Here is a 26,906-nt window from a genome sequence, read left to right as displayed (position 1 = left end):
CGTCGCCACATCCTCGACCGCCTCGGAAAGGCGGAAGGGAGCAGGGTCGAGAGTGAGTTGCCCGGCATTGATCTTGGAGAAATCGAGGATGTCGTTGATGATGGTGAGCAGCGCGTTGCCGGATTTGACGATGACGTCGGTGAAGGTCTTCTGGCGCGGGGTCAGATCGGTCTTGGCCAGCAGTTCGGCCATGCCGAGCACACCGTTCATCGGCGTGCGGATTTCGTGGCTCATATTGGCCAGGAATTCGGATTTGGCGCGGTCGGCGGCCTCGGCCTTGAACAGGGATTCCGCGGATTCGGCAAAGGCGCGGCGGATTGCCACTTCCATCGGGCGGAAGATCCAGAAGGCGACGATGGCAAGTGCCGCGAACAGGATGCCGCTCGCCCACAGCAGCAGCCTGTCGCTTGAGGCATCGGCCAGGTGGCGCTCATCATCCATGGCGGTGCGGACGCGGACCAGCATCGGCTGGGCGAACAGGTCGTTCTGGTTGCGGATTTCGCGATAGCTCCACTCGTCGACCTTTTGCGCCATCGACATCAGGTTGAAATTGCGCACCATGTCGCGCGGCGACCAGAACAGATCGCCGTTGACGGAAGCGGACTGGAGTTCGTTGACGGTCTTGATCGACAGCCGTGGCTTGATCGCCGCAAGCTGGGCGGTCAGCGTCTCGATCTCGCCGGTCAGGCGCTCCGAATGGCCGCGCGCCGATGTGGTCAGGGCATCGCGTGTCTCCGCCCGCCAGGCGGTGCCGGTGGTCTCGGCGAAGCTGGTCGCGTTGCGCAGGTCGCGGGTGAAGATGACGAGGTTGCTGCTCAGCGCATCGATGTCGCGGCGAAAGGAATTGACGCGGTCAAGCGCAATCACGATGCCGGCGGAAGCCAGCGCGAAGATCAGCAACCCTGAAATATAGCGGATCCGGACCGACCGGATGAAGGACGAATATTCAGGCATGCGCAACCCCAACACATACGCACCATTTTAATGGCCGGGATTACGCTTCATTTACATTAAAATTTCGTTCGTGCGGGCAGGCAGGCCATGCGAACCGCCGGATGGACAGCACGCCTAGGCCGCTTCCACGACGAGGGCGCGGATGCGGCCACGCACCGGACCTTCCCCGAACCGTTTCCCAAGGGCATTCGCCACGTATCGCGTCGCCTCCTCCAGCGAGCCGCCGCGCGCCTCGATCTCAGCCCGCAGGGGTGTGCCCTGGCAATAGGCCGTGGCCGCCTCATATGGCGACGAAGCGGCGCTGACGGCATCCAGCGGCTCTATGGTGATGTTACCGAAGTCGGCGGCATGAAGGTCGGCGCGGATGACGTCCGCATCGTGATAGCCGTGCGGCGTCCTCGCCATGAAGCGCGGCGGATCGGCCGGGAAAAAATGGCCGAGCGCCCGCGTCACTTCCTCGGCGAACTCGTTGTCTTCGATGGCACTCCAGACGTTGAACAGGAAGTGCCCGCCCGGCCGCATCACCCGCCGCGCTTGGCCGTAGGCGCCCACCCGATCGGGGAAGAACATCGCGCCAAACTGGCAAACCACGGCGTCGAACTCTGCGTCCTCGAAGGGCAGCGCCTGGGCGTCGGCCTGCCGCCAGGTGATCCGAGGATCGTCCGCCATCCGCGTGCGTGCGTGGTCGAGCATGGGCTGGTTGAGGTCGGTGACCACGATGCGGGCTTGCGCCGGCAACTTTGCTGCCATCGCACGTGTCACCACACCGGTGCCCGCCGCCACTTCGAGCACCGATTGCGGCCCGAGCTTCGACACCCGCTCTGCCAGATCCCGTGCATACGGCTCGAAGATCAGCGGCACCATCGCCCGGTCGTAGACCTCGGCAATGGAACCGCTGAACAGCTTGTCGGTGGTCGACATGGCACCCCTCCAACTCTACCCGCACCGCGTGCGTGCCGTGCGGATGGCAAAGCGATGTCGATCCTCTGCCTCGGCAGGCTTCCGCTCAAGTTCTATTTCTGAATTGGCCGGCGGAGGATGAGCGAACTTTAGTCAGCTCGATATCTCGGTTGGCGCCAACCTCAACTGGTGCGGGTCGCCACGAACGTCGCCGCTTCTTTCAGCAATTGGGCATCGTCGCCATAGGGCTCAAGCAGCGCATGCGCCTGTGCGACAAGGCCGTGCAACTGGCTGCGCGCCCAATTCGGACCATGCAAGGCCACCAGCGTCGCCTTGCCGGCGGCGGCGTCCTTGCCGGTTGCCTTGCCCATCTGGCTGGCATCGGCGGTCAAATCGAGCAGGTCGTCGGCAAGCTGGAAGGCAAGACCGATCGCCGAGCCGAATTCGGCCAGCCGCTCGCGGTCATCGGCCGGGGCGCCGGCGATGAGGGCACCTGCCTCGCAGGCGAAACGGATCAGAGCGCCGGTCTTCATCGCCTGCAGCCGGATGATGCCGGCCTCGTCCGGCGGCGTCTGTTCGGCTTCGAGGTCGAGCTTCTGGCCGCCGACCATGCCGCCGGGTCCGGCGGCGCGGGCCAGCGCCAGCACCAGGGCCGCCCGCCGCTCCGCCGGCAGGGCGGTCGCCTCGCCGGCGATGATGTCGAAGGCCAGCGTCAGCAAGGCATCGCCAGCCAGAATGGCGGTCGCCTCGTCGAAGGCTCTGTGCACGGTCGGCTGGCCACGACGCAGGTCATCGTCGTCCATGGCGGGCAGATCGTCGTGTACCAGCGAATAGCAATGCACGCATTCAAGTGCGGCGGCGACACGCAGTGCCGCCTCGCCATCGGCGGAAAAAAGGGCGGCACTTTCCATGACCAGGAAGGGGCGCAGGCGCTTGCCGCCGTTCAGCACGCCGTGCCGCATGGCTGCCATCAGCCGCTCAGGCCGCGCGATCTCGCCCGAAAGCGCACGGTCGTCGAGCAGCCGCCGCAGCAGCACCTCGACGGCGGCAGCGCGTCGGATGAGCGCCATTTCGAACGCCATTTGGTCGTCATTCGTCATGGCCCGGACCGGTAGCCGACACTCAGACGTTGCGCAAGAAGGCAAGCGCCATTATGCCGGAGCAGTATGAGCCCGTTTGGAAACTCTGCTCCTGCGGTCATCTGAGGGCGTTTTCTGCGCTTCCGGTGCTTGCGTACTCTAATGTACGCTCCGCTCCGGTTCTCGAAAACACCGTCACATGACTCACAGGAGCGCGTTTCAAAACGAGCTCTCTGGCACGGGTTGGGCGGCTTGGCGGAACCGATCGTCGATCATGAAACCGAAAAGCTGGACATGGCGACGAGATCGCGAGGCGTAAATCGCCGGGGTCTCAAACGCTGGGTCCGGCGCGGCATCGTCGTGGCCGCGGTGCTGGCTTTGATTCCGGTCGTGCTGACCTTTCTCTACCTGCCGTTCTTCGTGCATCCTGTCTCGACGCTGATGTTGAAGGACCTGGCGACGTTCTCCGGTTACGACCGCCGCTGGGTGTCGATCGACGACGTGTCGCCGGTGCTGGCCAATTCCGTCATCATGTCGGAGGATGGGCAGTTCTGCTTTCATCGTGGCGTCGATCTCGGCGAGCTGAGAGGCGTCGTCGACGACGCGTTGGCCGGCGAAGCGACGCGCGGTGCCTCGACCATCACCATGCAGACGGTAAAGAACCTGTTTCTGTGGTCGCGGCCGCTGGGCTCGGTGCGCAAGGTGGTCGAATTGCCGCTGGCCGTCTATTTCGATGCGGTGATGTCGAAACGGCGCATCATGGAAATCTACCTCAACATCGCCGAGTGGGGCCCGGGCATCTACGGCATCGAGGCCGCGGCACAGCACCATTTTGGCGTTTCGGCAAAACAGCTGTCGCGACGGCAGGCCGCCTTGCTTGCGGTTTCCTTGCCAAATCCGATCGCCCGCAATCCGGCCAAACCCGGGCCTGGCTTGAGGCGGCTCGCCAATCTGATCGAGCGGCGCGCCGGCCGCTCCGGCGCCTATGTCGGTTGTCTCCGCTAGCCGATCCAAAAAAATTCGCGCCAGTGCTGGCCAAAACGGCACAGGGCGTGTATAGGCACCCGACTTTCTCAGATTTAGGCCCCGACATGGCCCTTTCACGAGGGCGGGCGGGGCTTTTGACCATGTAGTGGAGCATATCCATGGCCGTTCCGAAACGTAAAACCTCTCCGTCCAAGCGCGGCATGCGCCGCTCGGCCGACGCCCTCAAGGCCCCGACCTATGTCGAGGACAAGAATTCCGGCGAAATGCGCCGTCCGCATCACATCGACTTGAAGACCGGCATGTATCGCGGTCGTCAGGTGTTGACGCCCAAGGAAAGCTGAGACCAGCTTTTTCAAAGGTTTGAATTTCCATAAGGACCGGCCGGTGGCTGGTCCTTTTGCGTTTGAGCCGGCCGGCAGCGCATTTCGAGGCGTGCACCGCAGGCGTTGCAAATCCTTCGGCCGGCAACCGGCTGACATGGTTGTTGCGTGCGGTCTTCGACCGTGTTCAACGCTGCCATCGAAACATCTTGACGGCGTGCCTGTGGCGCATTCTACAAAGGATTGCCCCCACATGGAGACGCCAGATGTTCGGTGCCATTCCGCTGCTGATCGTGCCTTTCGTGCTCTACAACCTCGGACTGTTGGGAATTTTCGGCAGTGGTGACGATCCTTGGGCGAGCGAGGTCTTCTCCTTCAGTATGATGTCGGGCGGCGTGTTCTCGATGACGCTGGGCGACCTGATGATACTGATCGGGCTGGTCTTCCTGTTCCTCGAAATGGCGAAGTCGGTGCGCACGACCAACGCCTCGATCATGGACCATCTTCTGTCGACGCTGGTGTTCGTGGCCTTCCTGGTCGAGTTCCTGCTGGTGAAGGGCGCGGCCCATTCCGTCTTCTTCACGCTGATGGTCATCGCGCTGTTCGACGTGCTGGCCGGATTCGCAGTGTCGATGCGATCGGCCAGCCGAGACATCAATCTGAATTAGGTCCCCAGCGCGGAAGGCGGAAGTTTGACGGGCGCTTGCGCTGACAGTTGTCGGAAACGCCCGTAACGTCGTCATCCTGGGGCGTAGCAAGGAGCGTAGCGACGCGGCCCAGACCCCAGGATCCATGCCGCGACACGTGAGCGTTTCAGCGGTCCAGAATTCTGCTCCGCTGCACTCTACGGCTGATGTTACGGAATGGATCCTCGGGTCTCCGCGACGGAGCTTCGCTCCTGCTCCGCCCGTGGATGACGAAGTTCCCCGACGCTCAGCCCGGATCGGCGGTGAAGCCGGCGGCCTCGATGCCGGCGATGGCCGCGGCTTCGTCATTGTCCGAGGTGTCGCCGGAAATGCCGACGGCGCCGATGATAGCGCCAGTCTTGTCGCGGATCAGCACGCCGCCGACGACCGGCAGCACGCGTCCGCCAGAGACGTCCGAGATGCCGGCGACGAGGTGCGGGCGCTCCTTGGCGAAAGCCTCGACTTTGCGCGAGCCCATGCCGATGGCGAGCGCACCAAAGGCCTTGCCGGCCGACATTTGCGGGCGCAGGAACGAGGCGCCGTCCTGGCGCTGGAAGGCGACCAGATGCCCGCCGGCGTCGAGCACCGAGACGCCAAGCGGCTTAAGCTTGAGATCGGAGCCCTTGGCAAAGGCGGCATCGATGATTTGCCTGGCTTTTTCGAGCGGCAGTGCGGTCATGGCGGTCTCCTGTCTGAAAGGCGTCGATCATCGACCGTCGACGGGCGAGATAACATCCCGGTTTCGGTTGAAATTGCTTCGCGTGAAAAGGTCGGATGGAAGCGACCGTCACAGCCTCCCGGATAGGAGTTGGTGCCTGTGCGGCTTCGGGTTATTTTTTCTTGGCGCGGGCCGGCTTCTTGGCAGGTTCCGCCGGCGCGTTGGCGAGGTCTTCGGCTTCCTTGGCGAGACGCAGCGCCCGCAGCTTGTTGGTCTTGGCCTGGCGGGCGTCGCTCTCGGCGACGTATTCGGCCATCGCCTTCTGGCGGACGGTTGCCGCCTCTTCCTGCTTCTTGAAGCGCAGGTCGGCGCGTGCGCGGGCAGCATCCCGAGAGTTCTCAACCAAGACCTCATCCAATCCCGTGAATTGTGATTTTCCGCTTCTTCTAGCAGAGCCGGGCCCCAAACGGGAAAATAAGTTGGTCAAGCGGCAGAGTCGGCGGCGAGAGCCTTGCTGGCAACCAGGGCTTCATAGGCGGCCTGCAAGGTGGCGCGGACAGAAGGACCCGACGCGGTATCGAGCGGCTTGCCGAGATGTTCATGGCGCAACTCGTCCATGAATTTGTCCCACATCGGCGGTCCGCCCTTTTCCAGAAGTTCGGCGCGGATCGAGAGTTCTTCGCTGACCGGCAGCCAGACGCGGCCCCAGGCGCCGAGATGGGCCAGGATCGGCACCAGCGTGATCGCCATTTCGGTCAGGCTGTAGATCGCCTTCTGCTTGTGCGAGGGGTCGTCGGCTTTGGTCAGCATGCCCAGTTCCATCAGCCGCTTCAGCCGGTCGGCGAGGATGTTGGAGGCGATGCCTTCCATCGATCCGTTGAGCAGCTCGCGAAAATGACGCCTGCCGCCGAAGATCATGTCGCGAAGGATGATCAGGCTCCAGCGATCGCCGAACACTTCCAGCGACAGGTTGATCGGACACCCGGACCGGCGATCCATACTCATGAGATTGTTTCTCCAAAACCGGTTGCATTATCGTATCGGTTTTATTATCGTGCAACCGATTGCAAAATGCAATCAGTATTGCAGGAGAGGAGGCCGCACCGTGACGACGACCGAACGCCCCGAAATCATATCCGAAACCTTTGGCGATCCGGCGAACCCGCCGCTGTTGCTGATCATGGGAGCGATGGCCTCGATGCTGTGGTGGCCGGAGGCGTTTTGCCGGGAACTGGCCGATGCCGGCCTGTTCGTGATCCGCTACGACAATCGCGATACCGGCCGTTCGACCAAATACAAGCCGGGAGAGCCGCCCTACACGTTCGATGATATGGCCGACGATGCAATGCGCGTTCTCGACGACCACGGTATCGGCAAGGCGAATCTCGTCGGCATGTCGATGGGCGGCATGATCGCGCAGCTTGTGGCGTTGGAACACCCGTCCCGTGTCGCATCGCTGACCGTCATCAGCAGCACGCCCGTGGGAACCGACACTTCGCACCTGCCGCAGACGAGCGATGCCTATATCGAGCATTCGGCCGAGGGCGTCAAAGTCGATTGGTCGGACCGTGGCCAGGTGGTCGATTTCATCGTCAGGGACGCGCGGGCGATCGCCAGCATCGCGCACCCATTCGACGAAGCCCGGATGCGTGCCTTCGTCGAGCAAGACTACGACCGCTCCGGCGGCTTCCTGAGCGCCACCAACCATTTCATGCTCAGGGGCGGCGACGCGTGGAAAGGCCGCCTGCACGAGATCGCGTCGCCGCTGCTGGTCATCCACGGCACGGCCGATCCGGTCTTTCCGGTCGAACATGGCAAGGCGCTGGCCAAGGCGGTCACCGGCGCGAAAATCATCCGGATCGAAGGTGGCGGCCACGAGCTGCATCCAAACGACTGGGATATGATTGTTGCCGGCATCGTCGCCCACGCCGCTTGAAGCGGCAAAAGCAGGTCTTGACGAGCAATGCTTGCCGCAGTGTTTAACCTATGACGAGCGTGCCCGGCGCCGGCCACCGATAAACCAGGAAACAGGCGAGCAAAAAATGTCCCTGACGCTTCATTTCCATCCGCTGGCCTCCTTCTGCTGGAAGCCGCTGATCGCGCTGTACGAGAACGCCACGCCGTTCACGCCTGTCATCGTCGATCTTGGCGATGCTCAGTCGCGCGCGGCCTTCCTGAAGATTTCGCCGGCCGGCAAGATGCCGGCGCTGCGCGACGATGCGCGCAACCGCACGGTGCTGGAATCGACCATCGTTGTCGAATATCTGGCCGCGCATTATCCGGGGCCAGTCGACCTCGTTCCCGCCGACATCGACCTGGCGCTGGCCGTTCGCCAAGCCGACCGCTTCTATGATTTCTATGTGCAGGAGCCGATGCAGAAGATCGTCGGCGATCGGTTGCGGCCGCAGGACAAGACTGACCCGTTCGGCGTCGAGCAGGCCTGCGACCAGCTTCGCAATTCCTATGCCATCATCGAACAAGACATGCAGTCGAAGATCTGGGCGATGGGCGACACCTTCACCATGGCCGATTGCGCGGCGTCCCCGGCGCTGTTCTATGCCAACAAGGTCGAGCCGTTCGGCGACGAGTATCGGGCTGTGAAGCGCTATCACGACTGCCTGCTGCAGCGCCCCGCCTTCGCCCGGGTGATCGAGGAGGCGAAGCCCTACTTCAAGTTCTTCCCCTACAACAACGGTTGATCGGGGTTAGGCTTCCCAGAACTGATCGAGCCAGATGTTGAGTTTGAGGAAGCCAGTGCCGCTTACCGTATAGACGCGCCTTGTTCCTTCCGGCTTGGCGTGGACCAGCCCGGCATCGAGCAGCACTTTTAGATGCTGCGAAACAGCCGGGCGCGACACCGGCAAGCCGGCGGCCAGTTCGGTGACGGTTTTCGGGCCGCGGCGAAGTTCTTCCAGAAGATGGCGCCGATTGGGATCGGCAATCGCCATGAAGGCGTCGGAAAACATCATGCCTGTATTAGTGAGGCAAAGCCTTTCGAATCTCAACCGTCTGCTTCTGCTTTTCTTCTGGGATCGAGCCGCAATGCTTCCGGGGTGACCGAACGGTCGGCCGGCTGCGTCTTGAAGGCATCACGATCGCCGATCGGCACCGGCGCGCGGCGGCTGATGCGCAGCAGCGTGTAGCCCGCCAGGCAGAGATGCGCCAAGGCGGTCGCCAGGAACAGACCTTCCGGGCGCATCCAGCCCATCAAAGCGGCGGCGAGCAAGGGTCCAATCATCGTGCCGAAGCCGTAGAGCAGCAACAGCCCGCCAGATACCTTGACGAAATCCTCCGAGCGCGCGTGGTCGTTGGCATGCGCCACGGCAATCGAATAGAGCGTGTAGGCGAAGGCGCCATAGGCGGCAGTGAAGACGATGACGAAGACGCCGGAGCGCGGCTCGAACAGAAAGATCAAGAGCGCGAACAAAGCCCCGCCGAAAGCCGCCCCCGCCAGCACGAAACGGCGGTCGGTCTTGTCGGAGAGACGCCCGGCCGGAAGCTGCATGGCGGCACCGGCAACGACCACAAGGCTCATCATCAGGGCGATCTCGGCCGTGGAAATGCCGATGCGGGCGCCATAGACGGCGCCAAGCGTGCCCCAGGCGCCGTTGGCGATGCCGATCAACACGCAAGCGACCGCCGACACCGGCGAATTGGCATAAAGGCCTCTGACATCAAGTGAGACATCCTGCAGCGGCTTGGGGTGCGAGGCGGTCGAGACCGCCGTCGGAATGAGCGAGAGGCAAAACAGGATGCCGGTGATCATGAACAGCGACGCGGACTTCACGTCGCCGCCGGCGACGATCATCTGCCCGCCCATGATCGAGGCATAGGTGACCATCATGTAGAGGCCGAAGACGGTGCCGCGGTTCTCGTTGGTGGCCTTCTCGTTCAGCCAGCTTTCGATGACCATAAAGGCACCGGCCATGGTGAAGCCGGTGAAGGCGCGCAGCAGGATCCAGACATATTCGTCGATGATCAGCCCGGTCAGTAGCGCCACGATGGCGCCGGATGCGGCAAAGGCGCCAAAGGCGCGAACGTGGCCTGCGCGGCGCACGATGCGCGGTGCGAAGAAGCAGCCGGTGACGAAGCCGCCGGCCCATGCCGTGCCCATCAGGCCGAGCGATGCGGTCGAGAAACCTTCCAGTTGACCGCGCAGGGGCAAGAGCAGTCCATGCAATCCAGATGCCGCGAGCAGGAAAGCGGTGCCGCGAAGCAGCGAGAGGATCGGTCGGTAGGTTGCGAACATTGTTTGATCCGGCTCAGGTTTGGCGGGGACGCTGGGTCTGAAGACAGCCGCATTCGGGCTTTTCGGCGGCGGGCTTTGCGCCAGCGCGCCTATCCGCGGCGGAACAGTGCTTCGGCCGCGGATTTGGTGGTGTCCTTGGCCTTGAGTTCGGCTTCCAGGCGGGCAATTTCGTCGCGCAGTATGCCGATCCGCTCGGTCAAGTCGCTGACGGAAAGCAGTGACAGGTCCTGCCCGATCTCGTGCGGGCGTGCCTTCTTCTTGGGTTCGTCGTCGAAGATCGCCATCGTCGCTCCTCCTCCGCCAAGACCAGATTGGCCATTTGCCTGATTTGGCAATCAGCATACATAGGGCAGGGGCGTCGATGCAAACAGCCGATCGGATAACGGCGAGGAAAGACGGGAAATCTCATGGCGAGCGGACAGAAAATTCCGGCAAGGATGACGGCCATCGCGATCTCGGAGCCGGGTGGCCCTCGGGTCCTGAAGCCGGAAACACGCGACGTGCCGCAGCCCGGCCCCGGCGAGATCCTGATCAAGGTGCATGCCGCCGGCGTCAACCGGCCCGATATCCAGCAGCGCAAGGGCGCCTATCCGCCGCCGCCCGGCGCGTCGGACCTGCCGGGCCTCGAGGCGTCGGGCGAAGTGGCGGCCCTTGGCGACGACATATCGCGCTGGCGCATTGGCGACCGCGTCTGCGCGCTGACGCCCGGCGGCGGCTATGCCGAATATGTCAAGGTGCATGCCGGGAGCGTGCTGCCGTTGCCCGCCGGCTTCACCCATACCGAAGCCGCGGCGGTGCCGGAGAATTACTTCACCGTCTGGCACAATGTGTTCGAGCGTGGCGCCCTCAAGAAAGGCGAGACGCTGCTCGTCCATGGCGGCTCGTCCGGCATCGGCACGACGGCAATCCAGCTTGCCTCGGCCTTTGGCGCCTATGTCATCACCACTGCGGGCAGCAAGGAGAAATGCGACGCCTGCCTGAAGCTCGGCGCAGACCGGGCGATCAACTATCGCGAGGAGGATTTCGTCGCCGCGGTCAAGGAGGCAACGGGGGGCAAGGGCGCCAATGTCATCCTCGACATGGTCGGCGGCGACTATGTGGGGCGTAACTACGAGGCCGCTGCGGTTGAGGGTCGGATCGTCCAGATCGCCGTGCAGGCCGGCGCTGTCGCAAGCGCGGATTTTTCGAAAATCATGGTCAAGCGGCTTACCCACACCGGGTCGACGCTGAGGCCGCGCACCGTCGAGTTCAAGGCGGCGATCGGGGCGGCGCTGGAAGCGCAGGTGTGGCCGTTGCTCGGCACGCGCAAGGTTGCTCCTGTCATGGACATGATCTTCCCGCTCAGCGAAGCCTGGCGGGCGCATGAGCGGATGGAGGACGGCGAACACATCGGCAAGATCGTGCTCGACGTCGGCTGACAGCGAGCGAGGTCAGCGCCTCGCTGCCTACAAGATGAACAGAAGCTTAATGCTGCAATGCAGCATTTGCATCATTGCTATGCAAAATCAGCCATTCAAGTCCTCGTCGATGACGCCTATTTGAGCACCATCGAAACGAACATCAATTTGGAGGACTACCATGAACCCGATCCGCGCTTTCCGTAACTGGCGTATGTACACCGAGACCGTCCGCGAACTGAACCGTCTCAACGCACGTCAGCTCAGCGATCTCGGCATCAACCGCGCCGACATCGAAATGATCGCCCGCAAGGCCATCTGATTTGAGCATGGTTTGCTCCAAGGAGCGGACCATGCCGTAGAAGCAAGAGCCGAAGCAGACGGTTTTGCCGTCGCCGGTTCCGAGCCCGCTGGACCCAGTCCGGCGGGTTTTGTCTTTTTTGGCCAGTAGTACCGAGCATGGCTCGACAGCGCTCCGCGGTTGACCTCAACTCTCCGCATGGCATTTGGATCATGCGCACACTCGGCCCGGCCTACTGCAATGGCGCGAGCGTTGTCCCGCCGGCCGCTTCCAAAAACGTTGCGAAACGACCCGAGAGCGGTTATACAGACCGCGAATTTCCCATTTTGGTGGCTCTAAACCACCGCCCGCGCGGGAACGCGGGCGAACGAGAAGGATTTGTAAATGGCCAATACGCTGCTGATGCCCAAGGCGACCGCTGTCTGGCTGGTCGACAACACCGCACTTTCCTTCGAGCAGATCGCGCAGTTCTGCGGGCTGCACCCGCTCGAGGTCAAGGCAATCGCCGACGGTGAATCGGCGCAAGGCATCAAGGGCATGGACCCGATCATGACCGGACAGCTGACCCGCGACGAGATCGCCCGTGCCGAGAAGGATCCGAACCAGCGCCTGAAGCTTTCGGACCCCAAGGTGCGGGTGCCTGAATCCAAGCGCAAGGGTCCGCGCTACACGCCGCTGTCGAAGCGCCAGGACCGGCCGAACGCGATTCTGTGGCTGGTGCGCAACCATCCCGAGCTCAAGGATGCGCAGATCTCGCGTCTCGTCGGCACCACCAAGTCGACGATCGAACAGATACGCGAGCGCAAGCACTGGAATTCGGCCAATCTGCAGCCGATGGACCCGGTGACGCTGGGCCTCGCATCGCAGATCGACCTCGACATGGAAGTCAATCGCGCCTCGCGCGGCCGCGAACAGGCGCAGCCGGTCGGCGACACGCTGCTGCCGGCGGCCCTGACCGAGCGGCTGGTGCCGGCTCCCGAGAAGCCGAAGGACGAGGATGCCGAACTCGACGCCAACGCCGTGTTCGCCAAGCTCTCGGCCTTGAAGTCGAAGAACACGGACAATGACGACGACGAGTGAGATTGTCTGATATTCCAAGAAAAAAAGCCCGCTTCGAGCGGGCTTTTTTATGGGGTCAACAACTCAGCTGCGCGCAGCGCGATCCGGCGCCATGCCATAGTCCTCGCTGCGTTCCACCGCGCGGTAGAAGTCGGCAAGCTGCTTGCCGCGCTCCGGCTTGAAGATGCGGCCGGCGATGACCACGGAGGCGATGCGATCGATGCGGAAGGCGCGAAAATCGTCGCGCATCTCGCACCAGGCGACCAGCGTCCACACCTTGCCCCAAAACCACAGACCGAGCGGGCGGATATCGCGGGCGGTGCCGCGGCCGGCCTCGTCGGAATAGTCGATGGTCAGCACCTGGCGTTTTTCGACCGCGCGCTCGATCAGGTCGATCGCCTCGCGGGCGGCGTCGCTGACCACCCACATCGGTGTGTGGATCTCGGTGCGGGCGATGCGGTCTTTCTCGGCATCGGGCAATACGGCGCCGATCTTGACCAGCGCCTCGTCGGCGGCCCTCGCCATGGCGGCACCGCCAAAGGCGCGCACCATGCGGGCGCCGGCGACCAGCGCGACGATCTCGTCACGCGTGAACATCAGCGGCGGAAGGTCGAAACCCTCCCTCATCATGTAGCCAACGCCGGCCTCGCCGTCGATCGGCACCCCGGTCGATTGCAAGTCGGCAATGTCGCGATAGATGGTTCGCTCGGAAACCTCGAGCCACGTGCCGAGCTTGTGGGCGGTGACCAGTCGGCCACCGCGCAGATGCTGCACGATCTGGAAGAGCCTGTCGGCGCGGCGCATCGTATGGTCCCTCGGCGTTGTCTCTATGCATGTCGCCCAAAACTGATGTCCACTTTTGGACGGCACGGCATCGTGTTTTCGCGCATGCCGTTATCCCAAAACCGCAGAACACTTTTGGGCGGCGTGCCTCATGGTTTCAGCCCTTCGCGCTTGCGCTGCGCGGCGACGAACTCCGCGCCGAAGGACAGTTTCTTCGTCGTCGGTGTTTTCGCATCGAGCACGCGCCAGAACGGTGCCACGTCACTCAGCGCCATGCCGCGCTGGAGGTCCTCGTTGGCGGCTTCGGCAACAGTGCGCAGATGATAGCCTATGGTGACCGGGCATGTCACTTCGGCGCCATGCTGGATGGCAAGTGCTGTCCGTAGCGCACGCACATTCATCTCGATGCCTTCGGGAATCGAGCGGATGAAATCATCAACCTGGCGCGCCGTCGGCACCAGCATAGGCTGGCCTTCGACGACATCGGCCATCGTGCGCGGCGTTGGCTTCACGCCGTTGATGCCTGGTGTGCTCAGTCTGTCGTTCCAACTCTTCATCGATCGTCCTTTGACGCCAATGCGCGGTGTCCGAAGCTGGCACCATTGCACGGCCCTCCTGACAGCATACTGTCAGGAGCCTTCAGCATATTCCTTGGCAAACAGTGTCCGCATCCGCGCGAGATCGCCGCCTCTTTCGGGGTAGAGCGTCTTCAGAAAGGCGAGTGCGAAGGTGCCTGGTGCCGAACCTGGCGCGGAAACAATTTTGCCGTCGGCTACGGCATGCGGCACATCCTGGTAGTTCTCGGCACCGGCATAACCGGCCTCATGACCATTGATCCAGTCGCGGCCATTGCTGGTATGCCTGGTCTTCTCGAACAGGCCGGCTCGGGCCAGCGCCAGCGTGCCGGCGCAGATACCGCCGACCACACCGCCGCGCGATGCAATGGCTGCAAGCAGGTCGCCTACATCAGGCGGTGCCTTGCCCGTCCACTGGTCGGAACCAATGACGGCAATGGCATCTAGATCGGCATTCTCGCTGGCGCCTGTTGAGCGATCGGGGATCAGCCGAAAGCCGCTGATCCCGGTCACCTGCTTGCCATCCGGTGTCAGCGACATGGCACGGGCACCGAACCATTCGACTGCCGAGGGCGCCAGCAGCCCATACTCCCAGTCGGCAAAACCTTCGATGAAAAGGAAACCGATCGTCTTCTGTTCGGGCATAACCTCGCTCCCATCCTCGCGCACCGGACCTGTTATCTGGGCGTTGACGCGCCGACATCCAATCGCCGGGTCGAAAAATTGGCTTCAATTGCCGCGAGGGCCACGGTCCGCATACATGTCCGGCCAGCCGATATCCTTACGAATGTCCGCCGGCAGCGAGTTCATGAACCGCTGGGTGCGGATCTCGTTGCGCATCGTGCGGATCTTGCCGACATAGTGCTGCATGCCGCGCAGAATGGTATAACCGTTCATGGCTAGTCTCCTCTCTCTGTGTAGAGGCACTATCGCATACCCCTCCTGACAGCAGTCTGTCAGGAGGATGGCAGGGGGCGAACAATAGTTCCGGACAGTGCGCGCGCCGCAGGCAAGGCATCGCTTCTCGCCGCATCGACCGGTGCCTCAAGGCAGGTTTGCGACTTCCGATTGTTCATGGAGACGGCGTTGTATTCGGTGCCGCTGTTCAGCTTCCGGCGACGGACTGTCGGGATACGCGGCCTTCAGCGAGGTGACCGCAGGTCTGATATGAAGGGAGAAAATTTTTCCCCAACAGCAGGGAGACGACCATGAGCTTGCAACTGACAGGTATCCACCATCTGACCGCCATCACCGCCAATGCGCCCGGCAATCTTCATTTCTACACCAAGGTGCTGGGTCTGCGGCTGGTCAAGAAGACCGTAAACCAGGACGACACCTCGGCCTACCACCTCTTCTATGCCGACGGCGAAGCGACGCCGGGCACCGACCTTACCTTCTTCGACTGGCCGGTCGGCCGCGAGCGGCGCGGCACGCACAGCATCGTGCGGGCCAGCCTCAGGGTCGGCAACCGGGAGAGCCTTGCCTGGTGGAAGCAACACTTGACCGACGAAGGCCTGGCAACAGGAGAGATCGCCGACATCGGCGGTTATGCGTCACTGGACTTCGAAGATCCCGAGGGCCAGCGTCTGCGCCTGGTCAGCGATGGCGGCAAGGGCGGCAGCCATCCCTGGGCGCAAAGCCCGGTACCGGTCGAGCACCAGATACGCGGGCTCGGGCCGATCGTCATCAGCGTTCCCGACATCACCAACACCGAGGCGGTGGTGACCAAGGTGATGAACATGCGCAAGGCGCGCGACTATGCCTCGCCGGAGGGGGAGGTTCACGTCTTCGAATGGGCGAGGGCGGGCCGGCGGCGGAGCTGCATGTCCTGGTGCAGCCGGGACTGGCGCCGGCACGGCAAGGCGCGGGTGCGGTTCACCATGTCGCCTTCAGGGCGCCGGACCAGGAGACGCTGCATCAATGGACGGCGCGGCTGGCCGAGTTTCGGCTGCCGTCGAGCGGCGAGGTCGAGCGCTATTATTTCCGTTCTCTCTATTTCCGCGAGCCGAACGGCATCCTGTTCGAGATCGCCACCGATGGACCGGGGTTCACCGCCGACGAGCCGCTGGAAACACTGGGGGAAAGTCTTGCCCTGCCGCCATTCCTCGAACCGAAGCGCGCTTCGATCGAGGCCGGCCTCAAGCCGCTGAAGTAGATCGTTTGCCACCGGCAGGCGGGCGCCGCGTTCCGACCCAGGATCGCGGCGTCGTTCTTTCTCAGGCAATGAACGACGTGCTTTGACAGCCGGGCGCGTTGCTGGTCAAAGGCGGCATGACGAAATTTCTCGCCCTTGTCATCGTCGGTTTCATGGTCATTCAATTGATCAAGCCGCTTGGCTGGCCGGGCCTCAAGCGACGTGGTGATTTCTGGAAACTGGCACTGCTCGCCATGGCCGCGATTTCCCTGGCGGCCGTGCTCGGGCATTTGACGTAGGACGGCACTTGTCGTCGGTGCTCAATTGCCAAGCACCGGGCCAACCAGATGCTCGGCCCAGGCCCGGTAGCCTGCTTCCGAGGCGTGAAAGCCGTCCGACGCAAAGCGGGCTTCCGGATTGGTGATCGGCAGGCGCGGCGCCGGCACCGCGCCGCGCTCCAGGCAAAGGCGTTCGCCCATCCGGTTCATGTCGGTGGCGCGAATCTCAAGGATTTTTCCGAGCAGCGGCGGCATGGCCGGAGCCCGCGTGAACTCCAGCACCGGCGACCACACCACGCGTGCTTCCGGCCATTTGGCGCGCAGGCCGTAGAGCAGGCCGCCGAACTCCTTCTTGAAGCGCGGCACGGAGTGAAAATTCTTGGTGTCGTTGGTGCCGATGGCCAACACGATATGCGTCCACGGTTCGGCCGACAGATTGGGCAGGACATGGTCGCGTATCTGGCCCGACGTTGCCGAATTAAAGCCGGCCGCCCGCCAGCGCACGGTGCGGCCTGTGCTTTGTGAAATCAGCACGGCGAGTTGCGCGGCAAGCCCATGTTCCGAATTGCCTATGCCGACCGACGCGGCGGACGAATCGCCCAGCACCAGAAGCGAGATATCAGGCGCCTTGCCTGATATTTCGTGCATGACCGGCCCTTGCGCCGGCAGCATGCGCGTGGTGCGGCGTCGCACGCCGAGGCCTTGCCAGATATAGACCGGGAAGGCGAGCCAGGTGAGTAGGGACGGGAAGCGCATAGCAGTACCGTTAAACGATCAGCGGCAGCCTTAGCGCATGTTTTGGTCGGCGGGAACGCTCTTCAATCGCAGCAACTCGCCTGCCCCGCTTGCTTGCCCTGATATTCATCGTGCAGCCGCACCCAATCCATCAGTCCGTGATAGGGGCCGTTCTCGTTGCGGCCCTTCGGCGTCATGTCGAGATAGTCGTAGGCGCCGATCTGCGCCTCGCCGCCGCGGGCGCGCGACATGAAGGTGAGGAAGATGTCGCGGTTCTCGTCCCGGTAGAAAACGCTGGTGCCGGGAAGCTCCTTCGATGTCCGTGGACGGGTCTCGAAATTGTAGGTGGTGTCGCCGGCGGCGATCTGCTTGTCGGTGAAGGAGACCTGCATGTCGAAGTTGAAATCCGAGGCATAGGACGACACCCAGTCGAACTTCCAGCCCATGCGCTGCTTGTAAGGCAGAAGTTCCGCCAGTGGAGCGCGCGAAACCACGACCAGCGACACGTCGTGATGCCGCAGATGCTGATTGGCGCCGTCGATATGGTCTGCAAGGAATGAGCAGCCCTCGCAATGATTGACGCAGCCCGGCCCGAACATGAAGTGATAGACGATCAGCTGGCTGTTGGTGCCAAACAGGTCGGTCAGTCTCTTCGGCCCTTGTTCGGTCTCGAAGACATAGTCTTTCCGGATCTTCAGCCAGGGCAGTTCACGCCGTTCAGCGGCGATCCGCTCGCGAAACCGCGTCAATTCCTTCTCGCGCGCCAGATGCGCCTTGTGCGCCTGGAACCAGTCTTCGCGCGAAACGATCTTGTTGCGATGCATGAACCTCTCCCTGAATGTCATCCCAAGGACGTTCGGGATGGGCGCAAACCGACATCGCCGGAGAGGAAATAAGGACGGAGAGGCTCTGCCCCAAGTCCGGGCAAACAAAAACCCGGGCGCATCGGCCCGGGTTCAAAGGCAAGACGGAAGGATTTTGATCAGGCGGCCTGTTCCAGGCTCGCCTTCCATTTTCCAAGCGCCGCCAGATGGTTCATATGCGCGCGATGGGTGAAGGCGGCCTGGCCGGCGGCGACATTCGAGGCCTTGCCGCTCCAGGCTTTCTGCGGCGCGGCCTGCAGCGCGCGGCCGTAGGAGAAGGTCAGCTTCCACGGGTGCGGGCCGATGGCGTTGATGGCGTTGAGGTTGGCGGTCGCCTCCTCGTCCTCCTGGCCACCGGAGAGGAAGGCGATGCCCGGCACCGCTGCCGGCACGGTCTCGCGAAACAGCTTTATGGTCTTTTCCGCGACTTCTTCCGGGCTGCTCACCTTGCCCGATTTCTTGCCGGCCAGCACCATGTTGGGCTTCAGGATGGTGCCTTCCAGCAGGACGCCAGCCGCATGGAGCTCGTCATAAAGCTTGATCAGCGTTGCCTTCGAGACGTCGTAGCAGGTATCGATGTCGTGGGCGCCGTCCATCAGCACTTCCGGCTCGACGATCGGCACGATGCCGGCCTCCTGGCAAAGGGCGGCATAGCGGGCAAGTGCATGGGCGTTCGAGCCGATCGAATTGGCCGAGGGCACGCCCTTGGCCTGGTCGATGTCGATCACCGCTCGCCATTTGGCGAAGCGGGCGCCCAGCTTGTAGTAATCGGCAAGGCGCTCGCGCAGGCCATCGAGGCCTTCGGTGATGGTGTCGCCGGGAAACCTGGCCAGCGGCTTGGCGCCGGCATCGACCTTGATGCCGGGGATGGCGCCGGCCGCCTTGATGATGTCGACCAGCGGCGTGCCGTCGGCGGCCTTCTGGCGGATCGTCTCGTCAAAGAGGATGACGCCGGAGATGTAACGGGTCATCGCCTCCCTGGTGCGGAACATCATCTCGCGGTAGTCACGGCGGCTGTCGGCGGTCGATTCGACGCCAATGACGTCGAAGCGCTTCTTGATGGTGCCTGAACTTTCGTCGGCCGCCAGCAGGCCCTTGCCGTCGGCGACGATTGCGGCGGCAATGTCTTCGAGACGTTCGCTCATTGTTGCTTCTCCTGAAACGGTTGTTCCGCGCTTAACGGAAGTCTACCGCCAAAGGAATGGCATCGGAAAGCTCGAATCGATTGAATGCCTCGGGCGGCCTTGTTCGCTCTCCGAGTGTTGATCGCCTCGCCTCGGAGCCTCAGCGCTTCAACACGTCGACGCCGGGCAGTGGCTTGCCTTCCATCCATTCCAGGAAAGCGCCGCCGGCGGTCGAGACATAGGTGAAGTCGTCGGCGACGCCGGCATGGTTGAGCGCCGCCACCGTATCGCCGCCACCGGCAACCGAGACCAACTTGCCTTCCTTGGTGCGCGCCGCCGCATGCTTGGCCGCCGCTACCGTCGCATGATCGAAGGGCGCGATCTCGAAGGCGCCGAGCGGGCCGTTCCAGACCAGTGTCGCGGCACGGTCGATCCATTCGCCGATGGTCGTCACGGTTTTGGCGCCGACATCGAGGATCATGCCGTCGGCCGGCACGTCCGATATGGCGACGGTCTCGCATTCCGCGCCCGCCTTGAACTCCTTGGCGACGACGCCGTCGACCGGCAGGATGATGGCGCAGCCGGCCTCGGCCGCCTCGATCATGATCTGCTTGGCGGTCGCGGCGAGATCATGCTCGCACAGCGATTTGCCGACATTGGTGCCACACGCGGCAAGAAAGGTGTTGGCCATCCCGCCACCGATGACGAGGGCATCGACCTTCTTCACCAGGTTCATCAACAGATCGATCTTGGTCGAGACTTTGGCGCCGCCGACAATGGCGACGACCGGACGAACCGGTTTTCCCAGGCCCTTCTCCAGCGCCTCAAGCTCGGCCTGCATGGTGCGGCCGGCAAAAGCCGGCAACAGATGCGCCAGCCCCTCCGTCGAAGAATGCGCGCGGTGCGCGGCCGAGAAGGCGTCGTTGACGAAGATATCGCCATTGGCGGCGAGTTTTTCGGTGAAGGCCGGGTCATTCTTTTCCTCGGCCTTGTAGAAGCGGGTGTTTTCGAGCAGCAGCACGTCGCCCTTGTTCATGGCGGCGACAGCGCTTCCGGCCGTGTCGCCGACGCAGTCGGAGGCAAACCCGACGGGACGGCCAAGCACATCAGCTGTCGCCTTGGCGATAGGCTCCAGCGAGAATTCGGGCGAGGGACCATCCTTGGGTCGGCCGAAATGGGCGAGCAGGATGACCTTGGCACCCTTGCCTGACAGCTCGGCGATGGTCGGCGCGATGCGTTCGATGCGGGTGGTGTCGGTGACTTTGCCCTCAATGACAGGCACGTTGAGGTCGACGCGCACCAGCACGCGCTTGCCGCTGATGTTGCCGATATCGTCGAGTGTCTTGAAGGCGGCCATGCGGGGTTCCTTTCGCGAAAAACCGGGGGACCATACCCCGCATCGGTGTCGATGCAAGGCTTAGGGCGCGCTCGAACCGAAATTTTGAAGTGGGCACGATCTTGCACCGGCGGGGCGGATGAATGGCAGCGCTCAATAGCGGGTTTGTCAGCTTTCGGTTGCTGCCTTTTCCGGCGCTGGCTCCGGGGCCTGCTTTTCGTCCGCCCGCGCCTCGGCCTCCTGCGTCTCGGTCGGCTTGCGCCAGTTGCGGATGAAGGCGGAAAGACGATCGCCGATTTCGCCGGCGCTGAGGAAGACCGGCCCCCGCGCCACCGGCGCGGTCGGCTCGAACGAGAGGCCGAGGCCTATGATCTTGCCCTTGTCGTCGACGTCGCGGACGATCAGTTCTATCGGGCCGAGCAGGACGCGGTCGGCGTATTCGGCATGGCCGCCGAGCCGCGCCGTGACCAGCGCGCCAACGGTGAGCTTTTGCTCCGCTTCGGTCAGGCCTGGCGTATAGGCCGCTTCCAGTTCAGCGGCGGAGCGCGCGGGGTCGACGGCGAAGGCACCGAAGAAATCGGCATCCTCGGGATCGACCACTGCACGGCTCGCGAACAGCTTGTCGAGCAGGCGCGGATAGCGGTCCGGCACGAAAATGTAGACCTGGTCGCCGGCGGCGAGCCGGCCCATGTCCTGGAAGCGCATCGAGCGGCCGTCGCGCAACACCAGCGAGGGTCGCGCCCAGCGTGGGATGCGCTCGCCGCGCGCCACCGGGCTGCCGTGTGCAACGCGATAGGCAAGAAGCTCGTGATGGGCCGAGCCCGGCAGTTCCAGCTCGACCTTGTCCAGCGGTCCGAGCCGTGCCGGCACGATCAGACCGAGGCGACGCGCCAGCGGTCCGACTGTCCAGCCCTGGATGACCAGCGACACGAGTACGATGATGAAGGCGGTGTTGAAGATGACACGGCCGTTTTCCAGCCCGCCCAGCAGCGGGGTGATGGCGAGCAGGATCGACACCGCGCCGCGCAGGCCGACCCAGGAGACGAAGGCGACCTCGGGGCGCGGCAGACGGAACGGGATCAGGCAGAGCCAGACCGCGATCGGGCGGGCGATGAACATCAGGAACAGGCCGAGCAGCACCGCCGGCACCATGATCGCCGGAAATTGCGACGGTGTCGCGAACAGGCCGAGGATGAGGAACATGATGATCTGTGCCAGCCATGACATGCCGTCCTGGAAGCGCTTGAGGATGGTGACGGCGCGGATATCGGAATTGCCCGAGATGAGGCCGGCGATATAGACCGCCAGGAAGCCCGAGCCGCCAATGGCGCCGGCGGCTGCAAACACCATCAGCGACAAGGTCAGCACGAAGATCGGCAGCAGGCCGTGGTCGAGATTGAGCCGGTCGACGAGGCGCACGATGGCGAGGCCGCCGAGCACGCCGACGACAGCGCCAAGGCCCATGTTGAGGAGGAAGCCGAGGAACAGGCTGGTGACCAGGACATTGGTTTCGGGGTTGGCATGGGCGGCGATGATCTCGACCAGCGTGATGGTCAGGAAGATGGCGATCGGGTCGTTGGTGCCGGATTCCACCTCGAGCGTCGAGCGCACGCGTTCGCGCAGATTGATCTCGCCGGCGCGCAGCAGGAAGAACACGGCCGCCGCATCGGTGGAGGCGACGGCAGCCCCGAGCAGGAAGGATTCCAGCCAGGTGAGATCGAGCAGATAATGGGCGGCGACGCCGAACAGGCCGGTGGTGACAAGCACGCCGAAGGTCGCCAGCGACAAAGCCGGGCCTGCAGCCTGCCGCAAGGCGTTGAGCGGCGTGCCGAAACCGGAATCGAACAGGATGACGGCCAGCGCCAGTGAGCCGGCAAAATAAGCGATGCGGGCGTTGTCGAACTGGATGCCGAGTCCGTCGGTGCCGGTGGCGAGGCCAATGCAGAGAAACAGGAGCAGAAGAGGAGCGCCGAAGCGGAAGGCGATCAGGCTCGAAAACGCGGCGGCGACGACAAGCGCTGTGCCGACCAGCGTGACGAGATAGATCGCATGCTCCATCCTGAAATCAGCCCCTCAAATTCGTCTGTCTCCTGCTTTGCGAGAGAGTGGGGCGAAGACGTGACCAGTGCAAGGCGGCAGGGTGGCTTTTTGGCCTATGCCGCTGATTTTTGGATGTTTTGGCGTCCAGGACACAATTTGGAAAGGCGCAAGCTGCGCTCATGAAAAACGCCCGGGCAAAGCCGGGCGTTCCAAGTCTCGAAAAGAAAGCTTTGTGATCAGGCGATGGTCTTGCCGAAGGCGACCGATGTGTCGCCCATGCGGTTGGAGAAACCCCATTCATTGTCGTACCAGGACAGCACCGACACGAAGTTGCCGTCCATCACCTTGGTCTGGTCGAGCGCCATGATCGAGGAGCGCGGATCGTGGTTGAAGTCGATCGACACGTTCGGATGATGGGTGACGCCGAGAATGCCCTTCAGCTTGCCGTTGGAAGCGGCGATCACCGCTTCGTTGATCTCCTGCACCGTGGTCGACCGCTTGGCGATGAACTTGAAGTCGACGACCGAGACGTTCGGGGTCGGCACGCGGATCGAGATGCCGTCGAGCTTGCCCTTGAGGTCGGGCAGCACCAGCCCGATCGCCTTGGCGGCACCCGTCGAGGTCGGGATCTGCGACAGGGCAGCGGCGCGGGCGCGGTAGAGATCCTTGTGCATGGTGTCCAGCGTCGGCTGGTCGCCAGTGTAGGAATGGATCGTCGTCATCATGCCCTTTTCGATGCCAACGGTCTCATGCAGCACGGCTGCCAGCGGTGCCAGGCAGTTGGTGGTGCACGAGGCATTCGAGATGACGATATGGTCCTTGGTCAACTGGTCGTGGTTGATGCCGTAGACGACGGTGAGGTCGGCGCCTTCGGCAGGGGCCGAAACGATGACGCGCTTGGCGCCGGCGGTCAGGTGTGCCGCTGCCTTGTCACGGGCGGTGAAGATGCCGGTGCATTCGAGCGCGATGTCGATGCCGAGTTCCTTCCACGGTAGCTGCGTCGGATCCTTGATCGCGGTGACCTTGAACGTTTCCTTGCCGACGGTGATCTGATCGCCGGAAACCGAAACTTCATGCGGGAAGCGGCCGTGCACGCTGTCGTAGCGCAACAGATGCGCATTGGTCTCGACCGGGCCGAGGTCGTTGACGGCGACGACGTCGATGTCCTTGCGGCCGGATTCATGGATGGCGCGCAGGATGTTGCGGCCGATGCGGCCAAATCCGTTGATGGCAACTCTGACGGTCATAATTCTCTCCCTGGGAGTTGGAGGGCGGATGAGGGGTCCGCAGTTTCATAGCGGTGGAAGCAGAAAGAATCCAGCCGCAGTGGCGTGGATTTAAATCGATTAAGTTGGGCCAGCCCGGCGAGTCCGCCTTTCGCGATTTCGCCGAACCTTGAACCTACTTGGTATGCAGGCGGGCTTCCGCCGCCTTGGCCGCGGCTTCGGCGGTAATGCCGAAATGCGGATAGAGTTGCTCGATCGTGCCCGAGGCGCCGAAGCCTGTCATGCCGACGAAGATGCCGTCGGAGCCGATCAGATGATCCCAACCCTGGCGTATGCCGGCCTCGATCGCCATCTTGATCGGCGCGTTGCCGATCGTTTTCTTGCGGTAGTCGTCGCTCTGCTGGTCGAACAGTTCGAAGCAGGGCACCGAGACGACGCGGGTCGGATGGCCGTGCTTTTCCAGCAGGTCGCGCGCGCCAAGCGCGATCTCGACCTCGGAGCCGGTGGCGAAGATCGTCACCGCTGCCTCGCCGCTGGCGGCAGCCACCTCATAGGCACCCTGTCCACTGAGGTTCTTCGCCGAGAATTCGGTACGCACCGTCGGCAGGTTCTGGCGGGTCAGCGCCAACGTCGACGGCGTCTTTTCCGACTCCAGGGCGATCTGCCAGCATTCGGCGGTTTCGACCGCGTCGGCCGGGCGGAAGACATTGTGGTTGGGAATGGCACGCAATGCGGCCAGATGCTCGACCGGCTGGTGGGTTGGGCCGTCTTCGCCCAGACCGATGGAATCATGGGTCATGACGAAGATCGAGCGGATGCCCATCAGCGATGCCAGCCGCATCGACGGGCGGGCGTAGTCGGAGAAGCACATGAAAGTGCCGCCATAGGCGATGAGGCCGCCATGCAGCGTCAGGCCGTTGATCGCAGCCGCCATGCCGTGCTCGCGGATGCCGTAATGGATATAGCGCTGGCCATAGTCGTCCGAGGTGATGTTCTTGGTTTGGCTGGTCTTGGTGTTGTTGGAGCCGGTCAGGTCGGCGGAGCCGCCGATGGTCTCGGGCACGGCGCCGTTGATGACTTCCAGCGCCATCTCGGACGATTTGCGGGTGGCGACCTTCGGCTTGTCGGCCGACAGCTTCTTCTTGTAATCGGCAATGATGGCGTCGAAATTGGACGGCAGCTTGCCGCTGAGGCGGCGTTCGAACTCGGCCTTCAGCTTGGCATCGGCCTTGGCCAAGCGGCCTTCCCAGTCGGTGCGCGCCTTGGCGCCGGCCTTGCCGGCGGTGCGCCAGGCGTCGAGGATGTCGGCCGGAATCTCGAAGGGCGGCGAATCCCAGTTGAAGAACTTGCGAGCGCCGGCGATCTCGTCGGCACCGAGCGGCGAACCGTGCGCCTTGTTGGTGCCGGCCTTGGTCGGCGCGCCGAAGCCGATGGTCGTCTTGCAGGCGATCATGGTCGGCTTGTCGGAATGGCGGGCGGCTTCGATGGCATAAGCGATCGCTTCGGGATCGGTGCCGTCGATGTGGCTGGCATTCCAGCCGGAGGCCTGGAAGCGGGCCACCTGATCGGTGTTGTCGGACAGCGAGACCGGACCGTCGATCGAGATGTCGTTGTTGTCCCAGAAGACGATCAGCTTGTTGAGCTTGAGATGGCCGGCAAGCGCGATGGCTTCCTGGGAAACACCTTCCATCAGGCAGCCGTCGCCGGCCAGCACATAGGTGTAATGATCGACGAGATCGTTGCCGAAGGCGGCATTCATGATGCGCTCGCCGAGCGCGAAGCCGACCGAATTGGCGAGACCCTGGCCGAGCGGGCCGGTCGTCGTCTCTATGCCGGTGGCATGGCCGTATTCGGGATGGCCGGCGGTCTTCGAGCCCAACTGACGGAAGTGCTTGATCTGGTCGAGGGTCATGTCTTCGTAGCCGGTCAGATGCAGCAGCGAATAGAGCAGCATCGAGCCATGGCCGGCCGACAGGATGAAACGGTCGCGGTCGGCCCAGTGCGGGGCCTTGGGATCATATTTCAGGAAGCGCGTGAACAGCACCGTGGCGATATCGGCGCAGCCCATGGGCAGGCCTGGATGGCCGGAATTTGCCTTCTCGACGGCGTCCATGGAGAGAAAGCGGATCGCATTGGCCATCCGGTCATGTTGTTCACGCGACGTCATGGTTCCTCCAGAAGTGGGGGTTTGGGGGCTTGGGAGAGCCCTTGAAAAGGGTGCGCGACACATAGCAGGCGCGGGCTTTTAGTCAACAAATCGGGTGCACATTTGCCGGTCTTGTGATGCCGGCGGCGGACCTACATTAGCGTTAGCGGGGGACAGTCGCGAGAGCTTTGTTGACGTTGCCTTCACCCGGTGCCTAATGTTTCAGGGATAACGCGTTCTGAACGTGAACGATTCGGTGATGGGCAGGGCACAGGACGAAGGCCATGACCGGGGAAGCCACACTCAAGGAAGTCATCGCGAGGCTGGGCAAGGCCATCGAGGGGCTGGAAAACGCCGTCGCGGCCAAGCTCGAGCATGAACGCGACTACTCCGAAGCCGAGGCCGAGGTGCAGCGGATGAATGCCGACCGCTCGCGGCTGGCGCAGGAACTCGATAATTCCGAAGCGCGCGCCGAACGGCTGGAAGATGCCAACAAGGAAGTCTCGCGACGTTTGGTGACCGCCATGGAAACCATCCGCGCCGTGTTGGACAGATAGGAGCTGGCCCGATGGCACAGGTCACGGTTTCAATCGACGGCAAGCAGTATCGCATGGCCTGCGACGAGGGCCAGGAAGAGCATCTGATCGACCTTGCCGAACGCTTCGACCGCTATGTTTCACACCTGAAGGACTCGTTCGGCGAGATCGGCGATCAGCGGCTGACCGTGATGGCCGGCATTATGGTGATGGATGAACTCTCCGAGTTGCAAAAACGCGTCAAGGGCATGGAAAGCGAAGTGCTGACCTTGCGCAAGACCCGCGACGAGGCTCTGACCAAGGCCGACAAGAGCGATAGCGTGCTCACCAACGCGCTCGGCGCGTTGGCACAGCGCATGGAAGACCTGACTGTGACGCTGGCGGTCAACAAGAGCTGAGACAGAACCTTTCCTGTCCAGCCCCAGGCTCTCATCCGCGCGCCGCGCATTCGAAAGCATAAAAATGCTCGCCTGCCGCCGACAAGAGTTTCATATTATCTTGCAGCCACGATTTTTGCGCTAAGATGCAACGATGCAGGGC

General features: G+C 63.0%; 31 protein-coding genes and 1 pseudogene. 12 read left to right on the top strand and 20 right to left on the bottom strand.

Annotated elements, in window-relative coordinates:
* The 3 genes from EOB59_RS35930 to EOB59_RS04405 form a co-directional block, all read right to left on the bottom strand.
* A partial coding sequence (locus EOB59_RS35930; protein WP_281061703.1) for a hybrid sensor histidine kinase/response regulator occupies nucleotides 1–954 on the bottom strand: 954 nt, incomplete at its 3' end.
* A 114-nt stretch (nucleotides 955–1,068) separates the two neighbouring features.
* Nucleotides 1,069–1,875, bottom strand: coding sequence for a class I SAM-dependent methyltransferase (locus EOB59_RS04410; protein WP_127397031.1), 807 nt, complete (start codon nucleotides 1,873–1,875; stop codon nucleotides 1,069–1,071).
* A gap of 161 nt (nucleotides 1,876–2,036) precedes the next feature.
* On the bottom strand, nucleotides 2,037–2,954 hold the full coding sequence (locus EOB59_RS04405; protein ID WP_127809067.1) for a polyprenyl synthetase family protein: 918 nt from the start codon (nucleotides 2,952–2,954) through the stop codon (nucleotides 2,037–2,039).
* Nucleotides 2,955–3,176: 222 nt separating this feature from the next.
* Between EOB59_RS04405 and EOB59_RS04400 the strand changes: the two genes are divergently transcribed.
* From EOB59_RS04400 to EOB59_RS04390, 3 genes are all read left to right on the top strand, one after another.
* A complete protein-coding gene (locus EOB59_RS04400) occupies nucleotides 3,177–3,938 on the top strand; it encodes a transglycosylase domain-containing protein (RefSeq protein WP_127271462.1) in 762 nt (253 codons plus the stop codon).
* Nucleotides 3,939–4,078: 140 nt separating this feature from the next.
* Nucleotides 4,079–4,261, top strand: coding sequence for a 50S ribosomal protein L32 (rpmF, locus tag EOB59_RS04395; RefSeq protein ID WP_008834724.1), 183 nt, complete (start codon nucleotides 4,079–4,081; stop codon nucleotides 4,259–4,261).
* A gap of 245 nt (nucleotides 4,262–4,506) precedes the next feature.
* On the top strand, nucleotides 4,507–4,908 hold the full coding sequence (locus EOB59_RS04390; RefSeq protein WP_023810946.1) for a hypothetical protein: 402 nt from the start codon (nucleotides 4,507–4,509) through the stop codon (nucleotides 4,906–4,908).
* Between the two features lie 265 nt (nucleotides 4,909–5,173).
* Here EOB59_RS04390 and EOB59_RS04385 read toward each other — a convergent pair whose 3' ends face one another.
* The 3 genes from EOB59_RS04385 to EOB59_RS04375 all read right to left on the bottom strand — a co-directional run bounded on the left by EOB59_RS04385 (nucleotide 5,174) and on the right by EOB59_RS04375 (nucleotide 6,589).
* Nucleotides 5,174–5,605, bottom strand: coding sequence for a heme-binding protein (locus EOB59_RS04385; protein WP_127396328.1), 432 nt, complete (start codon nucleotides 5,603–5,605; stop codon nucleotides 5,174–5,176).
* Between the two features lie 151 nt (nucleotides 5,606–5,756).
* Nucleotides 5,757–5,990 carry a hypothetical protein gene (locus EOB59_RS04380; RefSeq protein ID WP_027037125.1) on the bottom strand — a complete coding sequence of 78 codons (234 nt, stop codon included), beginning with the start codon at nucleotides 5,988–5,990 and terminating at the stop codon, nucleotides 5,757–5,759.
* A 77-nt stretch (nucleotides 5,991–6,067) separates the two neighbouring features.
* A complete protein-coding gene (locus tag EOB59_RS04375; RefSeq protein ID WP_127396327.1) occupies nucleotides 6,068–6,589 on the bottom strand; it encodes a helix-turn-helix domain-containing protein in 522 nt (173 codons plus the stop codon).
* A gap of 100 nt (nucleotides 6,590–6,689) precedes the next feature.
* On the opposite strand from EOB59_RS04375, the gene EOB59_RS04370 reads away from it, so the two are divergent.
* Both EOB59_RS04370 and EOB59_RS04365 read left to right on the top strand, forming a co-directional pair.
* Nucleotides 6,690–7,520 carry an alpha/beta hydrolase gene (locus EOB59_RS04370; RefSeq protein ID WP_127396326.1) on the top strand — a complete coding sequence of 277 codons (831 nt, stop codon included), beginning with the start codon at nucleotides 6,690–6,692 and terminating at the stop codon, nucleotides 7,518–7,520.
* A 106-nt stretch (nucleotides 7,521–7,626) separates the two neighbouring features.
* Nucleotides 7,627–8,283, top strand: a complete 657-nt coding sequence (locus EOB59_RS04365; RefSeq protein WP_127396325.1) for a glutathione S-transferase family protein — start codon at nucleotides 7,627–7,629, stop codon at nucleotides 8,281–8,283.
* Nucleotides 8,284–8,289: 6 nt separating this feature from the next.
* Here EOB59_RS04365 and EOB59_RS04360 read toward each other — a convergent pair whose 3' ends face one another.
* The 3 genes from EOB59_RS04360 to EOB59_RS04350 are packed head-to-tail and all read right to left on the bottom strand — an operon-like array spanning nucleotide 8,290 to nucleotide 10,117.
* Entirely contained in the window at nucleotides 8,290–8,553 is a 264-nt protein-coding gene (locus EOB59_RS04360; protein ID WP_013529232.1) for a metalloregulator ArsR/SmtB family transcription factor, read from the bottom strand.
* A gap of 32 nt (nucleotides 8,554–8,585) precedes the next feature.
* A complete protein-coding gene (locus tag EOB59_RS04355; RefSeq protein WP_329608556.1) occupies nucleotides 8,586–9,917 on the bottom strand; it encodes an MFS transporter in 1,332 nt (443 codons plus the stop codon).
* 5 nt (nucleotides 9,918–9,922) lie between these two features.
* Nucleotides 9,923–10,117, bottom strand: coding sequence for a DUF1192 domain-containing protein (locus tag EOB59_RS04350; protein WP_023810953.1), 195 nt, complete (start codon nucleotides 10,115–10,117; stop codon nucleotides 9,923–9,925).
* Nucleotides 10,118–10,240: 123 nt separating this feature from the next.
* Here EOB59_RS04350 and EOB59_RS04345 point away from each other — a divergent pair, with 123 nt between their 5' ends.
* From EOB59_RS04345 to EOB59_RS04335, 3 genes are all read left to right on the top strand, one after another.
* Nucleotides 10,241–11,251, top strand: coding sequence for an NAD(P)H-quinone oxidoreductase (locus EOB59_RS04345; protein WP_127396323.1), 1,011 nt, complete (start codon nucleotides 10,241–10,243; stop codon nucleotides 11,249–11,251).
* 160 nt (nucleotides 11,252–11,411) lie between these two features.
* On the top strand, nucleotides 11,412–11,552 hold the full coding sequence (locus tag EOB59_RS04340; RefSeq protein ID WP_127396322.1) for a DUF1127 domain-containing protein: 141 nt from the start codon (nucleotides 11,412–11,414) through the stop codon (nucleotides 11,550–11,552).
* A 363-nt stretch (nucleotides 11,553–11,915) separates the two neighbouring features.
* Entirely contained in the window at nucleotides 11,916–12,611 is a 696-nt protein-coding gene (locus EOB59_RS04335) for a DUF1013 domain-containing protein (RefSeq protein WP_023810957.1), read from the top strand.
* Nucleotides 12,612–12,674: 63 nt separating this feature from the next.
* Here EOB59_RS04335 and EOB59_RS04330 read toward each other — a convergent pair whose 3' ends face one another.
* From EOB59_RS04330 to EOB59_RS04315, 4 genes are all read right to left on the bottom strand, one after another.
* The gene (locus tag EOB59_RS04330; protein ID WP_127809070.1) at nucleotides 12,675–13,394 is read right to left on the bottom strand and encodes a YafY family protein; all 720 of its coding nucleotides are present in this window, start codon (nucleotides 13,392–13,394) and stop codon (nucleotides 12,675–12,677) included.
* A gap of 128 nt (nucleotides 13,395–13,522) precedes the next feature.
* Nucleotides 13,523–13,930 (bottom strand): hypothetical protein, encoded by a 408-nt coding sequence (locus EOB59_RS04325; RefSeq protein WP_128287750.1) that lies wholly within the window; start codon nucleotides 13,928–13,930, stop codon nucleotides 13,523–13,525.
* 72 nt (nucleotides 13,931–14,002) lie between these two features.
* Nucleotides 14,003–14,593 carry a DJ-1/PfpI family protein gene (locus EOB59_RS04320; protein ID WP_128287749.1) on the bottom strand — a complete coding sequence of 197 codons (591 nt, stop codon included), beginning with the start codon at nucleotides 14,591–14,593 and terminating at the stop codon, nucleotides 14,003–14,005.
* An 84-nt stretch (nucleotides 14,594–14,677) separates the two neighbouring features.
* Entirely contained in the window at nucleotides 14,678–14,845 is a 168-nt protein-coding gene (locus tag EOB59_RS04315; protein ID WP_013529241.1) for a hypothetical protein, read from the bottom strand.
* Nucleotides 14,846–15,156: 311 nt separating this feature from the next.
* Between EOB59_RS04315 and EOB59_RS04310 the strand changes: the two are divergent.
* Nucleotides 15,157–16,103 (top strand): annotated as a pseudogene (locus EOB59_RS04310) (ring-cleaving dioxygenase).
* Between the two features lie 116 nt (nucleotides 16,104–16,219).
* Nucleotides 16,220–16,381 (top strand): hypothetical protein, encoded by a 162-nt coding sequence (locus tag EOB59_RS04305; RefSeq protein ID WP_023810961.1) that lies wholly within the window; start codon nucleotides 16,220–16,222, stop codon nucleotides 16,379–16,381.
* Nucleotides 16,382–16,402: 21 nt separating this feature from the next.
* Here EOB59_RS04305 and EOB59_RS04300 read toward each other — a convergent pair whose 3' ends face one another.
* The 7 genes from EOB59_RS04300 to tkt form a co-directional block, all read right to left on the bottom strand.
* A complete protein-coding gene (locus EOB59_RS04300; protein ID WP_127396048.1) occupies nucleotides 16,403–17,116 on the bottom strand; it encodes an SGNH/GDSL hydrolase family protein in 714 nt (237 codons plus the stop codon).
* Nucleotides 17,117–17,178: 62 nt separating this feature from the next.
* Nucleotides 17,179–17,919 carry a thioredoxin family protein gene (locus tag EOB59_RS04295; protein WP_127809073.1) on the bottom strand — a complete coding sequence of 247 codons (741 nt, stop codon included), beginning with the start codon at nucleotides 17,917–17,919 and terminating at the stop codon, nucleotides 17,179–17,181.
* Nucleotides 17,920–18,077: 158 nt separating this feature from the next.
* Complete coding sequence (locus tag EOB59_RS04290) at nucleotides 18,078–19,103, bottom strand: class I fructose-bisphosphate aldolase (protein ID WP_127396046.1); 1,026 nt, start codon at nucleotides 19,101–19,103, stop codon at nucleotides 18,078–18,080.
* Nucleotides 19,104–19,242: 139 nt separating this feature from the next.
* A complete protein-coding gene (locus EOB59_RS04285) occupies nucleotides 19,243–20,439 on the bottom strand; it encodes a phosphoglycerate kinase (RefSeq protein WP_128287748.1) in 1,197 nt (398 codons plus the stop codon).
* Between the two features lie 147 nt (nucleotides 20,440–20,586).
* Complete coding sequence (locus tag EOB59_RS04280) at nucleotides 20,587–22,476, bottom strand: potassium/proton antiporter (RefSeq protein ID WP_128287747.1); 1,890 nt, start codon at nucleotides 22,474–22,476, stop codon at nucleotides 20,587–20,589.
* A 218-nt stretch (nucleotides 22,477–22,694) separates the two neighbouring features.
* Complete coding sequence (gap, locus tag EOB59_RS04275) at nucleotides 22,695–23,705, bottom strand: type I glyceraldehyde-3-phosphate dehydrogenase (protein ID WP_013529249.1); 1,011 nt, start codon at nucleotides 23,703–23,705, stop codon at nucleotides 22,695–22,697.
* Nucleotides 23,706–23,859: 154 nt separating this feature from the next.
* On the bottom strand, nucleotides 23,860–25,851 hold the full coding sequence (gene tkt / locus EOB59_RS04270) for a transketolase (protein ID WP_127809075.1): 1,992 nt from the start codon (nucleotides 25,849–25,851) through the stop codon (nucleotides 23,860–23,862).
* Nucleotides 25,852–26,114: 263 nt separating this feature from the next.
* On the opposite strand from tkt, the gene EOB59_RS04265 reads away from it, so the two are divergent.
* A complete protein-coding gene (locus EOB59_RS04265; protein WP_013529251.1) occupies nucleotides 26,115–26,387 on the top strand; it encodes a DUF4164 domain-containing protein in 273 nt (90 codons plus the stop codon).
* A gap of 11 nt (nucleotides 26,388–26,398) precedes the next feature.
* Nucleotides 26,399–26,764, top strand: a complete 366-nt coding sequence (locus EOB59_RS04260) for a cell division protein ZapA (protein ID WP_023810969.1) — start codon at nucleotides 26,399–26,401, stop codon at nucleotides 26,762–26,764.
* Nucleotides 26,765–26,906 lie beyond the last annotated feature (142 nt).

The organism is Mesorhizobium sp. M7A.F.Ca.MR.176.00.0.0 (assembly GCF_004023165.1).
Taxonomy (GTDB): domain Bacteria; phylum Pseudomonadota; class Alphaproteobacteria; order Rhizobiales; family Rhizobiaceae; genus Mesorhizobium.
Note: the sequence above shows the minus strand (reverse complement) of the source record. Positions and strands in the feature narration are given on the sequence as shown.